General features: G+C 34.5%; 11 protein-coding genes and 1 pseudogene. 5 read left to right on the top strand and 7 right to left on the bottom strand.

What is annotated here, in order from left to right:
- Nucleotides 1-246: 246 nt before the first annotated feature.
- The 4 genes from OOK87_RS05405 (at nucleotide 247) to OOK87_RS05390 (ending at nucleotide 5141) form a co-directional block, all read left to right on the top strand.
- Nucleotides 247-1344 carry a type I glyceraldehyde-3-phosphate dehydrogenase gene (locus OOK87_RS05405; protein WP_253309060.1) on the top strand — a complete coding sequence of 366 codons (1098 nt, stop codon included), beginning with the start codon at nucleotides 247-249 and terminating at the stop codon, nucleotides 1342-1344.
- Nucleotides 1341-2099 carry a twin-arginine translocase subunit TatC gene (gene tatC, locus OOK87_RS05400; RefSeq protein ID WP_253309061.1) on the top strand — a complete coding sequence of 253 codons (759 nt, stop codon included), beginning with the start codon at nucleotides 1341-1343 and terminating at the stop codon, nucleotides 2097-2099. The genes OOK87_RS05405 and tatC overlap by 4 nt, the downstream gene beginning before the upstream one ends.
- A 150-nt stretch (nucleotides 2100-2249) precedes the next feature.
- Entirely contained in the window at nucleotides 2250-2939 is a 690-nt protein-coding gene (locus OOK87_RS05395) for a hypothetical protein (protein WP_264688294.1), read from the top strand.
- Between the two features lie 705 nt (nucleotides 2940-3644).
- A complete protein-coding gene (locus tag OOK87_RS05390) occupies nucleotides 3645-5141 on the top strand; it encodes a hypothetical protein (protein ID WP_264688293.1) in 1497 nt (498 codons plus the stop codon).
- A gap of 19 nt (nucleotides 5142-5160) precedes the next feature.
- On the opposite strand, the pseudogene OOK87_RS05385 reads toward OOK87_RS05390, so the two are convergent.
- Nucleotides 5161-6391: pseudogene (locus OOK87_RS05385) on the bottom strand (IS256-like element ISWpi15 family transposase).
- Nucleotides 6392-6576: 185 nt separating this feature from the next.
- Between OOK87_RS05385 and OOK87_RS05380 the strand changes: the two are divergent.
- Complete coding sequence (locus OOK87_RS05380) at nucleotides 6577-6705, top strand: hypothetical protein (RefSeq protein ID WP_264688292.1); 129 nt, start codon at nucleotides 6577-6579, stop codon at nucleotides 6703-6705.
- 287 nt (nucleotides 6706-6992) lie between these two features.
- Here the strand turns inward: OOK87_RS05380 and OOK87_RS05375 are convergent, their stop codons facing one another.
- From OOK87_RS05375 to OOK87_RS05350, 6 genes are all read right to left on the bottom strand, one after another.
- Nucleotides 6993-10109, bottom strand: coding sequence for a YhdP family protein (locus OOK87_RS05375; protein ID WP_264688291.1), 3117 nt, complete (start codon nucleotides 10107-10109; stop codon nucleotides 6993-6995).
- Nucleotides 10102-10539: a ribonuclease HI gene (gene rnhA / locus OOK87_RS05370; protein ID WP_264688290.1), complete on the bottom strand. Its 438-nt coding sequence runs from the start codon at nucleotides 10537-10539 to the stop codon at nucleotides 10102-10104. The genes OOK87_RS05375 and rnhA overlap by 8 nt, the downstream gene beginning before the upstream one ends.
- A 175-nt stretch (nucleotides 10540-10714) precedes the next feature.
- Entirely contained in the window at nucleotides 10715-11602 is an 888-nt protein-coding gene (locus OOK87_RS05365; protein WP_264688289.1) for a heme o synthase, read from the bottom strand.
- A gap of 1 nt (nucleotide 11603) precedes the next feature.
- Entirely contained in the window at nucleotides 11604-13154 is a 1551-nt protein-coding gene (gene ctaD, locus OOK87_RS05360) for a cytochrome c oxidase subunit I (RefSeq protein WP_264688288.1), read from the bottom strand.
- Between the two features lie 15 nt (nucleotides 13155-13169).
- Complete coding sequence (coxB, locus tag OOK87_RS05355) at nucleotides 13170-13934, bottom strand: cytochrome c oxidase subunit II (protein WP_182182743.1); 765 nt, start codon at nucleotides 13932-13934, stop codon at nucleotides 13170-13172.
- A gap of 544 nt (nucleotides 13935-14478) precedes the next feature.
- The gene (locus OOK87_RS05350) at nucleotides 14479-15999 is read right to left on the bottom strand and encodes an HlyD family type I secretion periplasmic adaptor subunit (protein WP_264688287.1); all 1521 of its coding nucleotides are present in this window, start codon (nucleotides 15997-15999) and stop codon (nucleotides 14479-14481) included.
- Nucleotides 16000-16029 lie beyond the last annotated feature (30 nt).

The raw sequence follows: 16029 nt of genomic DNA, 5'->3' as shown, positions 1-16029 counted from the left end.
CATAAGGTGCACATAGTGCAAAAAATTAAAAATAAGACGCCAACTACGTTGTTTTCTTGCTGTTTAATCTGCACAGATGAAGATAACTGAATACCTTCACTATCATGATAAGGGGGGCTGGCGGAGTTTGTAAAGCAATTTTTTAGCCCTGTCTCCTTGCTATAATGTTCATATCGATAGAAAAGCAAAAGAATAGAATGAAATATCAAGTGATATCCTCTATAATTAAATTTTTTGAATGAAGAGATGACGATTCGTGTAGGAATTAATGGTCTGGGTAGAATAGGCAGAGGCGTATTGCGTGCTATTTTCGAAATAGAAGAATATAGCAAACAAATAGAAGTTGTAGCTGTGAATGGATCGCTCAGTGCAAAGCAGCATGCACATTTGATTAAATATGATTCTGTTCATGGCAAATTCAGTGGTGATATTGACTTTAATGAGTCTCAAAATTGGCTATCTATAAATGGCAGAAAATTTTCTTTATATAGAGAACGGAGCCCTGAAAATATTCCTTGGAATGTTGATGTAATACTTGAATGTACTGGTGCATTTAACAAGCGTGAAGAAGCAATAAGGCACAATGCAGAGAAAGTGATTGTCTCTGCTCCAGTTCCAGATGCTGATGTAACTATAGTTTATGGTGTGAATAATGATATGCTCAAAAAAGAGCATAAAGTAATATCAGCAGGTTCTTGCACTACAAATTGCCTTGCTCCGATTGTGAAAGTCCTACACTCTAATCTAGGTATAAAAAGTGGCTTTATGACTACTATACATGCCTATACGAATGATCAAAATGTTCTTGATGGCAATCATAGAGACTTATGCAGAGCAAGGGCTTGCGGATTATCTATGGTGCCAACTACAACCGGGGCAGCAAAAACAATCGGTTCTGTAATTCCTGAATTAAAGGGAAAGCTAGATGGCACTGCCGTCAGAGTTCCAGTTAGCAATGTTTCTATGGTTGATTTTAAATTTACGACTGATAAGAAAGCGACCGTTAAAGAAATAAATGAAATGTTTAAGGATGCAGCTCTCTCCTCTACGTCATTCCAGCGCGTGACGCTGGAATCTAATTTCTGGATCCCAGTGTCAGCTACTCGGATGACATCAGAGGGTACTAGGATGACAGAGGGTTCTCCAATGTCAAATGTACTTTCTATATGCACGGAACCTTTAGTTTCAATAGACTTTGTGCATAACCCTTATAGCGCAATTGTGGATTCAACTGGTACATATGTTACAGGCGACATCTGTAGAGTTGCAGCGTGGTATGACAATGAGTGGGCTTTTTCGCTGAGAATGTTAGACATAGCATTATTGAGCCATAGTAAAGTATGAATGGAAACCCAAACAAATATGCTTCATTTTGTGAGCACTTTGCGGAACTCAGAAAAAGAGTTATCTTTTGCTTTCTATTTTTTTGCGTTACTTTTGGTTTTTGTTACTACTTTAAGGAAAATATATACCGTTTTTTACTTGCACCTTTAATAGAAGCAACAAAAGATAGCGAAGGTTTTTCTTTAATTTACACAGACTTAACAGAGGCATTTTTTGTGTATCTTAGAGTCGCAATAATGAGCGCACTTTTGTTTTCTTTTCCTGTGTTTGCATGGCAATTCTATATGTTCTTAGCACCTGGGTTATATAAAAGTGAAAGGGCAGTGTTGTTGCCATACTTAATTGCAACCCCGGTTTTATTTGTAACGGGAGCTACTGTAGTCTATTACTATATATTTCCTTTAGCCTGGAAGTTTTTTATCAACTTCGAACACAGTGGTAAATCCTTCGATATACCGATAGAGTTTATGCCATCAGTTAGCGAATATTTAGACCTCGTTCTCCAATTTATGTTTGCATTTGGCACTGCATTTCAAATTCCAGTAATACTCACATTGATGGTGAGAGTAGGGTTACTCACTACACAAAGTTTGTCAAATAAACGCAGAATCGCGATAGTGGTAATTTTTATTATCGCTGCAATCTTAACTCCACCTGATGTATTAAGCCAAGTAGGGCTTGCAATACCAATGCTGATTCTATATGAATTGTCCATTTTGATATGTAGGTATATTGAGAAGAAGGCAAAGGTTTGAATAAATATGTATTTGTAACGTTCTTTTTCGAGCACAAGCACCTTTCTCTTGTTTGAGTGTGTGTGATAATTCCTAATAAGACTTTTTGTATTTGATTTTTTACATAAAACATGCAATAATTAAACTTAGTAGACTTATGGGAGTAATTGTATGTTTGGTTTAACAGAAGAACAAAGGAAATTATATGATCGGTTACAGAACACAATAAAAGATCATGGTAACGTTGCTGAAATTCTACAAGGAGTTTCAAAAGATGATTTACTAGCAGTTCTTAGTGCTCGTGGTACAACCATAGAGTTCAAAAATGGTGAAAGATATACTAAAAAACTATTTTACTATAGTAGAGTTATTAAGAATCAAGAAGGCTTGAAAGTTATTTCTGATGAGATGACAAAGAAAGATATATCACTTGATGAAATATTAAATGCTGAGATTATAAATATTGAATTCCCCAACGTTGTAAAATTTGATGGGACGCCGCCTGAAGACAAGCAAATGCTTTTTGATGAACTTGGGGATTTTGTCGAGAGTTTTGTCGAGAGTTTTGCCAAGGGTTTTAATGATAAAATGAAAGAGAAACATGAGATAGAAACTAAACAAGTAACTAATAAAGCAATAGGAATTGGTATCACTTGTGGTGTTATAGCTGCATTGGCAGTCGGTGTTGGATGTGGTGTTGCCGGTGTTCAATTATCAGTATTAGCTATAGTTGGCATAGCTGTAGCTGCTGCGCTGGCAGTCGGGATTGTTGCTGGCGTTATTACATATGCAGTATTAAAACCTAGTGGTAGACTAGAAGAAGCTCACGCACAAGAAGAAAAAGAAAAGGTACCTGCTTAGAAATTCGCCATATAGTTAAGTTAAAAACAGTAGAAGGAAGAAGCCTTCTTTCTTGTCTTTTACCGAAATACCAATTTTCTTATTTAAGCATATATTGAGGTTATTCACGGCATTGTGAATAACTTGGTTGATAACCCAGTGGAATACATAGTTTACGCGTTATGAGTACTTTGGAGATCTATAATAAGTATGATCTCCAAATACTAATATATAATACTTAAAGAGATACTTTAACACTTTCTCTTAAGTACTAATCTGGAGGTTCGACAAGTTGCTGTTTAAAAGGTTGGGAAGTAGTTTTATTAGCATTGAAAATTACATAATATACATTATGGAAAATAAAATCACATAATATAAGAAGCAACGCTAAAAATAAAATCACATAATATAGCGAACTATAGCTAACCTAAGAAAGGTTTTCCTACGTCATACCGCCGCGGTATCTCTCAGCCGCTAACAAGTAGCGGGATGACGAATTTGTCTTTTTTCAAATTGTCGGTAAATCTAAGTCAGTTTAGCTATATAAAACATAGTATAAAAAGAGCTATTTCAGCAAAATTTTAAACAAATAAAGTTCATTAGCTTCACAATTGGCACTTTATGAGAAAAGTACATTTGATATACAGATTTAAAATACAAGTTAACGAATTATTATGATTTTTACCAAGATAATAATATAGTAAGGTTTGGTAGTGAGGTATCAAAATGGGAAAATACACTAACGCATGGTTTTATAAGAAAGATAATCACGATTGTGCAAACGATGGTACTTGCGGGCAATCTATAACGGATTTTAGGATTGGTGATTCTAAAATTTCTTTCCACGATTACCATGGAAGAACGATTGCACAAATACCTAAGTTGCCTAACGGAAACTCTTTTACATACTATAATAATTTATATAAAACTGCACAATCAAGAAACTTTGGTGAGAATACAAAATACGTAGGAGTACAAGATGTGCTGCCTAATCAATTTAATTTTGAATACGGAAAGTTGAATTGCGTAATACATTATGACAATGTATCGCAACAAGAACAGGAGCAAATGAAGCTCGATATTAAAAATGCTTATGAAGCATATAAAGCAAAGTTTTGTATTGCTAGTAATATTCAAGTTACTGTGCATACCTATATTTTTAATAATGGAGATGATTATAGGAGATATGGCACTTTGGTTCCTGGGTTTTCACGGAGTCAATCTTCGCTCAATATTTCTGGTGGGATGACGAACGGAGAAAGCGTATTGCTCTATAAAGACGCTTATACGGACAACGTTTTAGCCCATGAATTCGGTCATGTGTTTCAATTTAAGCTTTCCGAAGCAAAAGTAGAGGAGTTAGACCGTATAAATAATCAGCTGATGGCAAATGCAATTGGACTTGAAGTAGAAGAAAAAAATTATAAAGCTATTTGCAAGCAGATGGGTGTAGATGAATATAAAGACCATGGATCGATGTTTCAATTTAAATATAAAGATACAACTGGTAGTATATACCGCAAGGATCTTTCAGAAGAAGAGAAATTTCAAATTATACAACGTGTCAAGAATTCTGGACTAGATGAATATGAAGACCGTGGATCGATGTTTCAATTTAAATATAAAGGTACACTTTATAAATATCACAAGAACCTTTCAGAAGAAGAAAAATTTAAAGCTATACAAAATGTCAAGAATATTCATGAACTAGTAGATGAATATAAAGACCATGGATCGATGTTTAGTTTTAAATACAAAGGCACCACTTATAACGTAAAATGCGAGTACTTTTCAGAAAAAGAAAAACTTCAATTCATCAAAGACATTAAGAACTCTCATGAATCGCTCATTAGTGAATGTGATGGATTAAATGAGGGGCCATTAAGTCAGAATGCAACTGTAGTAATTTCTATTGATGAAAATAAGGAGATAAGTCGAATGTATTTTCATAATCCAGACAAGAATATGTCCGAATGGTTAGATAAGACACTTATAAGCAGAAGTAAGTCTGAAGAAGATGTGGATGACACAGATCCAAAACCAGGAAAAGAGCCTGAACCAGAATCAGGAAAAGAATCCAAAGAGGATATAAGCAGAAGTAAACCTGAACAAGAGGTGGAAAAATCAAATGAAGTAGAGCAAAGTAATGTAGATGTAGAAGAGGAAAAAAGTAACCAGCAAGACACTCAGCAACCCAGTAATTTCTTAGGGAGTGTTAAATAAACTGTGTCAAACCGCATTTTTAGTTCAACTCAATTTTCAATCTGCCAGGAAAGAAAACATCAAGTTGAGAGATAGTTAATGCCCAATCATGTACAGGCATCGTCCACTTTTCCTCTGCCTTCTTTATAGCACAATATACCTGCTTATACAAGGCATTTATGCTGGTAAATGAGCCTTTGGTCTTAGTGAATTTCCTAATTTGCCTATGTAGCCCCTCTATGGGATTGGTGGTGTAGATTATCCTCCTAACTGGACCAGAATACTTAAAATAACCAGACAAGTTTTCCCAATTATTCTGCCAAGATTTTATAACCATAGGGTACTTTGTGCCCCATTTTTCATCCAATTCCAACAGATAATTCTCGGCAATTTCCTTGCTTGAAGCTTGATATACCTTCTTTAAATCGCTCAAAAAACTCTTCGCATCTTTACTGGCCACATACTTCAGTGAGTTGCGTATCTGATGCACTATACACATCTGCACTTCCGCATTAGGAAAGACACTGTTTATAGCTGCAGGAAAGCTTTTCAGCCCATCAACGCAGGCAATAAGGATATCTTCTACTCCTCTTTCTTTGAGGTCATTTAGCACTCCCAACCAGAAGTTAGCTCCTTCACTTTCAGCCAAATAAAAACCTAATACTTCTTTTTTGCCATTTTGATCTATGCCTAATATGTTATACATGCATTTACTTACGCAATGCCCGTCCTCTTTGACTTTAAAAAACCATGAAAACTATCGGATATACAGACTGCAGCGGGCGACTACGCCATTCGTTGATTACTGGTAGCAATTTGTCAGTAATACTTGATATCTCTGCCGCCGATATTTTGTGATCATAAATTTCCTCAACATGTGACACTATATCTCTATAGCCCATACCACTGGCAAATGTGCTCAAAATCTTCGTTTCAAGCTCTGGATGTAAGTTTGTTTGCCTTTTTTTGACTATTTGTGGTTCGAAACTTCCTTCCCTATCTATTGGCGTCAAAAGCTCAAATGACCCTGCGCTTGTACGTAAAGTCTTTGCATTCCTCCCATTTCTTCGATTATTCTCTTCGCTTTCAGCCGACAAGTGGTTTTCTATTTCACCTTCCAGGCTTACCTCCAGCAACTTTTTTATAAACGGTGTTAATGCTCCATCTCTTCCTGTCAACGGTCTTCCTTCTCGTATAGACGACAGGATATTTGTTTCTAATTCTTTATAATCTACCAAACCGGTAGTTCTGTTTACTACTTTCTGACTCATTGTCAAACCTCCATTTTTTTATATCAATTTATTACTTTTTTTTCGGTTTGACACAGTTTATTTAACACTCCCATTTCTTATCCAATATTTTTCCAGCAATTAAATCCGTTATTGATTCTATCTCATCATTCTTTTCATGGTTATTTGGGTCTAAAGAGGAAGAACAATCTGATAACAATCTTTCTTTGCTTAACTTATCAGAAGAACAATCCGATGATAATCTTTCTTTGCTTAAACCTGATGTTAATCACGATGCTGACGAAAATTACGTAGGCAATTACTCAGATTATCACCAACATGATGACCTAATATAGTGAAATAACGAACTTTTATCCCCTACCCTTCTAGTTGTATTTATAACTTTGCAGATATGGGAGGCGATAAAGGGAACTTAAACAACTAGATAAAAAACTAGGTGGATCATTCGGAAATTCTTGCATTTTTTGTCTATAATTTTGTAAAGAAATAACTTTTACTTTATCATAATCAAGTTTCCAGAAAGAGAGTGGTATTGCTTAAATAATTAGATAAAAAACCAGGTGGATCATTCGGAAATTCTTGCATTTTTGTCCATAATTTTGTTAAACAACTTCCCTTTTGGTCATGTCGAACCAAATTTCTTTTTCACACCACCTTTTAAGCCACCGATGACAGCTTCGTTAGTTTTTGTCATAATGCGATCAAACACTCCCAATAACCTCTTTAATAGGTTTGGAGTTAGCGAAGAGATAAGATCAACAGATACGTTATTGTTTTTGTCATCACCACTTGCTTTATAGTCTATTGAAACGATTCCCCTACTTTTCCCGCCAGTAAGAAGTTTCCCAATTATAGGAATTTTTAACAAAGATTTATTAATTGAATATGCTGGTATTACCTGTCCTTCAACTTGGAATTTATAATTTCTAATGTCGAGCTTACCGCTAGTGCTAATGCCTAATTCCGCCCCTTCAAGCCAAGATTCTTCAATTTCGACAGAGCCATCTTTGTATGAGAAAGGTACATTACATTTATAAAAGTATACACCTTCATCCTTTATAGCATTTACAATACCAGGAAGCGAAGACATCGATAATAAAGTAGTGAGTAGTGGAGCATCTTTGATATAAAAATTACTAATAGATAACATGCCATAATGTTCTTCATTTTCTCTTTGAGGAGATAGATAAAGAGAAAGTTTACCATTTTTGACTGATTTACTAATGCCTAAGGAACGCGAAAGTATACCTGCATTATCCGCATATATTTCGAGCCCTATTCCACTGTATTCCGCTAGTATGTTGCTGCTATCTTCTAGAAACTGTCCTGTAAATTGACTTCCATTGCAATTACCTTTAGTACAGGTTACATTCAGCTTAGCATTTTTGATAACGACGCCTTCTTTCATAATTACATTGTCAACATTCATACTAATTTCTATATCTTTGTTTAATCCATTATTGTTTTTGCCAAGCAAGCCTAAAATATCACTCAAATTGATTTTCTCACCATAAATAGTTATGGCATTTTTTTCCTTACCTGATTCAATTTCTATACTAAAATCATTATCAGGCAATTTAAAACTACTAGAATTTAAATATAAATTTCCATTTCCTACTCTTCCGCTGAATTTTATATCTAGGTCATTTCCTATAACATCTAATTTGTCTACTAACAATTCATCGGCACCTTTTAATTTTACAGAGAACAAAACTTTATTGTGATCTTCAAAACGATTTTTCCACCCAAAATAACTTGAACGTGATTCAAGCTCTGATAAATCCATATTACCATTAACATGTCCCGTCTTATCTTGATTTATCACCGATTCTATATTTGTATTGACATAGCCACCTATATTTTCATCAAAATCAAGTATTTGAGCGGGTAAATCTCCGGTCAAATTCCAGGCAAAACTTTCATTCCTATTGCTACTTTTCAGGTCAAATAATAGCTGTGTGTTATTCACCATACCACTACCATTTAAATCTATAAAGTCACTGCCAAAACTAAGCTTAATGTCATATTTACCAAGACTTGCATTATAGACGGCCAAATTATCAATTTCAAAATGAAAATTTGCTGAGAAGTCTACTTTTTTGTCATCATCATTTAGATTAAAAATGCGAAAATTAAATACAGATTTTGCCATTCCACTTACTTTATCCCTTTCAACCTTCACCACATCATCCAGCTTAAATCTTATAGGCTCATATAAACCATACGCATCACTTACAGCTTGGCCATTAATGGTTAGAACTGAATTTTCCTTATTGAGAGATTTCATTTCAATATCACCACCATTAATAGTGAAATTCTGAAACTTAGCGCTATTTGCAGTAATTTTGAGATCGTTATTCTTGATGATCAAATCACCCTTTAATTCCTTTACTTGCTCAAAATCTTCATCAAATTTTACGCTACCATTTTCTATATCAGCAACAATTACAATGTCTGACAGATCGTCATCAACCAAATTGTTAATTTTGCCATTGAAACTTACAATGGTATTTAAAACATCCCCATTAATATTATCACAATACCAGCTTCTAAATTTACTATTCACTACACCATCTGGTACATAAGTACATAAATCCTTTGCAGCAAACTTGCTAATATTAATTCTAAGCAAAGCATGACTTGTACTAAAGTTCATCTTGCCTATTAAAGAGAGATACGTGTCATTTAACTTAAAATGGAAGTTTTTTACACTAATAATTCCATCACTATATGTTAAATTTATATTTACATTAGTTAAGGCCAAATTTTTGTTCAAATAATTTTCTGTATTCAATACGTATATATTTCCATCTACAATTTCATCCTTTTTATTAATTTTCACTGAGAAGCTTCCTTTGAATCCTATATTTTTGTCCAAATTGTAGCTTTTAACTAATGTAGAAAACTCGCTCAATAGTCCCAATTTTAGATTATAAAATGTCCCGTATACATTTAGCAAATTGTTGCGATTTTTTATTGTAATTGATAAATCATCCAAAAATCCCTTTCCATCTTTTGTATTCACATGAATATCTAAAACATTAAAATCTTCCCCCTTCCCTATATATAATTTATCAATAAAAAATTCATCTTCTGTGCTTTTATCAATAGCGATGTTAGTAAATTCAATTTTTGAATCCGCATTTAAGTCAAAAAAAAATTCCCTTATTGTTTTTAATAGATTTTTTGCACTGCTTTCTGTCATCTTGAAATTCTTCCCTGTCATTCCAGCACTCGTCCTTGTCATCCAAGTAGCTTGACTACTTGTTTCTTTTTTTCTAGATTCCATCGTCACGCGCTGGAATGACACCGAATGAAGGCGGTTACTATTTAAATAATGATTATCCAAAAGGTCTAATGAGTTTTGCGGATTAACATTAGTTTCTTCTCTCTTGATACATACATGCACATTATCAGCTGAAACCTGAGAGAGATTTGTGCTAGCTTTAAATAAGGAACTTAACTTAAAATGTACAAAAAGCTCAGGAACTTTTATAGTAAAATTAGGGTTTGCTATTGCCAAATCTGTAATGACTAAATACGGATCTTTGCCATCTTTCTGCCAAACAACTGAGGTATTCTCCATATTAACGCTTGAGCCAACAAATATTTTTGATATTTTATGTTTAACATAAAAATTAATATAATTAATATTGATTTCTAAAGGCTTTAAAAAAATAAAGAAGCACAATATGAACAATAAAGCTACGGAAAATAATATAGTAATTTTTTTAAGCATCGATTATTGCTTTTCTTGCTAAAATATCAGCCTCCTCATTATATTTATTGCCACTGTGTGCTTTAACCCACTTCCAATCAATTTCGTGTTGTGAAGCAACGTTGTCTAGCTCTTTCCACAATTCCATATTTTTTACTGATTTTTTATTACTTGTTTTCCAGCCATTCATTTTCCACTTATTTATCCACTCTGTTATGCCATGATTAATATAAAGACTATCCGTATATAAATTAATATTACAAGAAAATTTCAATACTTTTAGCCCATTGATCACCGCTGTTAACTCCATTTTATTGTTTGTGGTATTTTCTTCTCTACCATAAATGTCTTTTCTATAATCTTGAAATAATATGATAGCTGCCCATCCTCCCGCTCCAGGATTACCAGAACACGCCCCATCCGTGTATATTGTCACTTCTTTCTTACTCATCTTTGTTTATATCGGTTAACAAAGTATATAGTTGCTTTTATGAAAGCACAATTTCTAAAGGTAGTTTAAGCTGCACCTTTAAATTTTATTATAGAAACAAAAAAAAGTGTGACAACGAGCATTACCAAAAGGAAAAGTAAAAAATAGTTTTTATGCTTCTGCCGTTCTTTCATAACTAAAATAAATCAATAGAACAAAAAATAATACTGGCGAATAGGGAAAATAGATAAGAAATTGAATAAGAAAACATTTGTTTCTGTGAGTTGTGGTTCTTGAATCTGAGAATTGATATAGCGTACCAAATAAAGATGCAACCTGCAAAAATTGCCATGCTTAGATAAAGTAAAGCCTTTTTCAAAAATAGAGCTGGAAGCAAGCTGGTTAATACCAGCAACACACTATAAATTAATATATATTTTCTTGTTTTTTCCGGACCATAAACAATATTGAACATAGGAATCGATGCTCTTGCATAGTCTTCAGACTTATTTAAAGATAGGGCCCAAAAGTGTGGTGGAGTCCACATAAAAATTACTAAAAATAAAATGAAACTTTCCCAACTGACAGAATTAGTCACAGCTGCCCAGCCAATCATTGGAGGAAAAGCACCTGCTGCACCACCGATAACGATATTCTGTGGAGTACGCCTTTTTAGCCAAATTGTATATACGAAAACGTAAAATAATATGCTAACTGCAAGCAAAGCAGCAGAAATATAGTTTACTGCTATTGCCATGATAAATACTGACAATATTCCAAGAGTTATACCAAATTCAAGCGCACTTTCTGCAAGAATTCTTCCTGAGGGTATAGGGCGGTTTTTTGTCCTTTCCATGAGCAGATCTATGTCTCTGTCATACCACATATTTATAGTACCTGCAGATCCTGAGCCAAGAGCAACACATATAAGAGATATTAGTGCTAGAAAAGGGTGCATACTACCTGGTGCAGTAACCATACCAGCAACTGCAGTAAATACCACAAGATACATTATCCTTGGCTTCAGCAAACGCCAAAAATCCAGTATTGTTGATTCAACATTTAGCAAAACACTTGTGTACATTCTATTTTACCACTGGTGGCTTTTCGAAAGTATGAAAAGGCGGTGGTGAAGATACTGTCCATTCCAAGGTGTCACCTTCCCAAGGATTATCTCCAGCTTTTTTGCCCCATTTAAAGAGATGTATAACTATAAACACAAAAAACATAACTGAAACAAAGGACATATATGAGCCAATTGAGGATATATAATTCCAAGGAATAAACGCATCAGGATAATCAGGTATACGCCTTGGCATGCCAGCTAATCCTAAGAAATGTTGAGGTAAAAAAGTGATATTGGTACTAATAAAAGTAAGCCAAAAGTGGATTTGACCTAAGCGCTCATTATATTGTTTACCCGACATTTTACCAATCCAATAATAAAAGCCAGCAAAAGCTCCAAATAATGCAGCAAGTGACATGACATAATGGAAGTGAGCAACAACATAGTAGGTATCATGCAGAAGCTTATCTATTCCACCATGAGAAAGAATTATTCCCGTTATGCCACCGCCAACAAACATGAAAATAAAACCTAGTGCAAATAGCATAGGGGTCTTAAACTCAATTGCTCCACCCCACATAGTTGCAATCCAGCTAAAGACTTTTACACCAGTTATAACACCGATAAAAATTGTGGTAGTGCTAAAAAATGCAGCAGCGTCAGCACTAAGCCCAACAGTGAACATATGATGAGCCCACACCATAAAGCCAAATACTGCTATACCTATCATAGCATAAACCATCCCTATGTAACCAAATACAGGTCTGTGAGAAAAAGTTGATACAACCTGACTTATGATGCCAAATGCAGGAAAAATAATTACGTAAACTTCTGGATGACCAAAAAACCAAAATAGATGTTGAAATAACACAGGATCTCCGCCACCGGCAGGATCAAAAAAGGAAGTACCAACATTGCGATCAGTAAGAAGCATAGTTATAGCACCGGCAAGCACTGGTAAGGCAACAATCAACATAAATGCTGTTAGCAAGACAGACCAAACAAACAGTGGCATCTTAGTTAATGAAATTCCTTTTGTGCGCATGTTAAATATAGTAACTATAAAGTTGATCGCCCCAACAATTGACGACATACCAGCAACATGAAGTGCAAGTATAGCAATGTCAACTCCTGCACTTGGATGGGACATTACCTGTGATAAAGGTGGATATAAAGTCCAACCTGTACCTGGACCTTCACCAATAAACACTGAGAGAATGAGCAAAATAAAAGATGACACTAATAACCAAAAACTTAAATTATTCATACGAGGAAATGCCATATCTGGTGCGCCAATCATGAGAGGTACAAACCAGTTACCAAATCCTCCCATTAGGGCTGGCATTATCATAAAAAACACCATTATCAACGCATGCCCTGTAACCATTACGTTATATAATTGATAATTATTGTTAAGTATATTAATGTGCATTAGCTGAGTGCGAATAATCACCGATAATAATCCACCAATAATTCCAGCTAATATGGAAAAAATAATGTACAGTGTCCCTATGTCTTTATGATTAGTGGAAAACAACCAACGCTTTATGCCCTTTGGTACGTCACTCATATCTATACTCCAAATTTAACTCACTAATTTTCTATTTTCAATCCACTTATTAAAATCTTCTTTGCTTACTGCTTCAACAACAATTGGCATAAATCCATGGCCTTGACCACACAATTCATAGCACTGCCCGTAATAAACACCAGACTTTTTGATATTAAACCACGCCTCATTCAGCCTACCTGGTATCGCATCAATTTTTACACCGAAAGCCGGTACTCCCCAGCTGTGTATCACATCTCCTGCTGTAACTTGTAAACGAACGTTAGTATTAATGGGTAAAACGATGTTGTTATCAACAGAGAATAGCTTTAAATCTCCTTCGATAAAGTCTTCTTTTCCCTTAATATAACTATCAAATGACACACCTTGATATTCTGGATATTGGTAACTCCAATACCATTGATGGCCAATAACTTTCAGTGTTATATCAGCTTTCGGTATTTCTTCCTGTAGCTTTAGTAATTTAGCGTTTTCAAAGGCTAATATACCAACAATAATCGTTGGTATAACAAACCAAACAATTTCTAAAAGGACATTGTGGTTAGTTTGGCTTACGTTTGCCACTTTGCTTTTACGAAAGCGAAATACTACATAAGCAAGCAGCGCCCACACAAAAAGCATTATTGCAACCATCACAACCATTACAAACGAATGTGACCTAACTACAGCCTCCATTACTTCAGTTGCAGGAGCAGGAAATCCAAATTGCCAGGAAGTAGGAGCAGAGGCAACAGATATATTTGAGTAAAATATTATCAATAGTGCAAATAACTTCACCATATCTTTTGTTTGTTTGCTATAAAACTAAATGATATACTGTATAATAGTATATATAAACTTACTATGCAAATAGAGATTAGTGATGGTTAATAATTTTTTAGCATTCAATTAAGTATAATAGTACAATACTAATTTGAGGAAAAAAGCATTTACATAAATCTATTGTAAGGAAAAATATTATAATATTTTAAATTAAGTATTTACTTTAAGTAAATTCTATAATAAGTTTAATAGTGTCTGTTACTGCTAATAACCCTCTAGCCTCACACCTAAAAGCAGTAACAGACACTATTAAACTTTATGACAAGTTTATAATTTGCAAGATCAAAATCTTACAAGTTCCTTTATTTTATTATACATTGCAGTTTGTTAATTAACTTTTAATGCCTATGGTAGCATTTACAGCTTGGACCAAAGATTTACGCATTATAGAAAATAATTATAAAAAAACACACTATATTTGTATACCATACAAACTTTTTTCATTCTGCATAGCTGAGTTACTAGATTCTGTAAACGAAATCTTTAGAGAAGCCAAATAGAGCTACCTTTCTATAAAAGACCTATCGACTGTTGCAATTATAGGTGTAAACAAGAATGATAAAAGAGTACGGGATTGAGTAACTATGTACACTTCTGCTGGCATACCAGGGTATAGGTATACATTTTTAAATTGAGCAAGCTCTGACTTTGGTATCACCACGCGCACTGAATAATAACGCCCTAGTCTTGGATCATCAAGAGCATCAGGAGAAATATGGCTTACTATACCACTAATTAAACTTAAACGACGTGCACTGTAAGCACTCAGCCGGACTTTAACCTTTAGCCCTTCTAGCCCATCAATAGAGACTATGTTGCTATCTTTCTTTTGTGCTGACAGTACCTCTTCTATGTTTCTGGTCTGAATTTTAGCATCTATTATTAGGTCATCATCCGATGGCACTACGCTCATGATTGGAACTCCAGATTGTATAACACCACCTTCAGTATGGTATCTTATATCTGTGACTATCCCATCTTGAGGGGATTTAATTATTGTACGTGCTAATGAATCTTCAGCAACCATCAGCCTCTCTTTCAAGTCTGCAATAGACGTACTAACTTCCTTAAGTTCAGCGTTTGCTCTTTCTTGAGAATCATTTCTCACGTTTATAATTTCTAATTCATTCTCTCCAATTTTTTGCTGCACTTGAGATATTGCAGAACGGTAATGTCCAACTCTGCCTTCAATTTCAGCAAACTGTTTTTCTAAAGCTAAAATGTGTGGTTTGCTTATATGGCCACTATCAAGTAATTGTCTTTTTGTTTCCAACTCCTCAGTTATCAAGTCATATTGCTTATGAGCTGCATTTAGTTGAAAGTTTAGCCCAGCTAATTCATCATTTAACTGCTTTATACGTTGTTGCAGTATGTCTGTTTTTCCCAATATGCTCTTTCTCTGAGAGTTGAACAACTTTACTTGATTCTTTATCACTTTATTTACAAGTTCATCGTGAGATAATTTTTTAACCTCATCAGGAAACTCGAGCGTGTCTAAATCTCCTCTGATTGCAATAAGCCTTGCTTCTGTTGCTAAAAATGATAAGAGCTTCTCTTTGATAATACTTAAATTCGCCTTCTCGTTAACATCACTCAACAAAACTAGAGGCTCATCTTTTTTAACTGCTTGGCTCTCTTTGACTAAAATTTTGCTTATTATTCCTCCGCCCAAGTGTTGAACTATTTTCCTATTTGAAGATACAATAACTTCTCCACTTGCATGCACCGCACCGTCAATTGGAGCTATAGCCGACCAAATACCACCTATCCCAAAAAAGATGAGTATTACTACCAGACCAAAAAATAGTGGTCCCCATGTTACTCTCAGAACTTCATTTACGTTATTACTTTCGCGTTTTAAAATAAAATTTATCACTGCATCAATCAATGCAAACGTCTTATCCAAAAATTTTGGGTACTTCTTCTTTTTATTTTTTGCTCCTTGCATATTTATATTATCACTATGGCCAATCAGGCCTGTCAAAGAAAATCCAGCGCTAAGCTTTTTTAACTTACTTATCATAATACTACTGTGAATTTGTGTTAACTCAAG

This window comes from Wolbachia endosymbiont (group A) of Sympetrum striolatum, assembly GCF_947250715.1.
GTDB lineage: Bacteria > Pseudomonadota > Alphaproteobacteria > Rickettsiales > Anaplasmataceae > Wolbachia.
The sequence above is the reverse complement of the archived record's forward strand: the minus strand, read 5'-3'. Positions and strand labels throughout refer to the sequence as shown.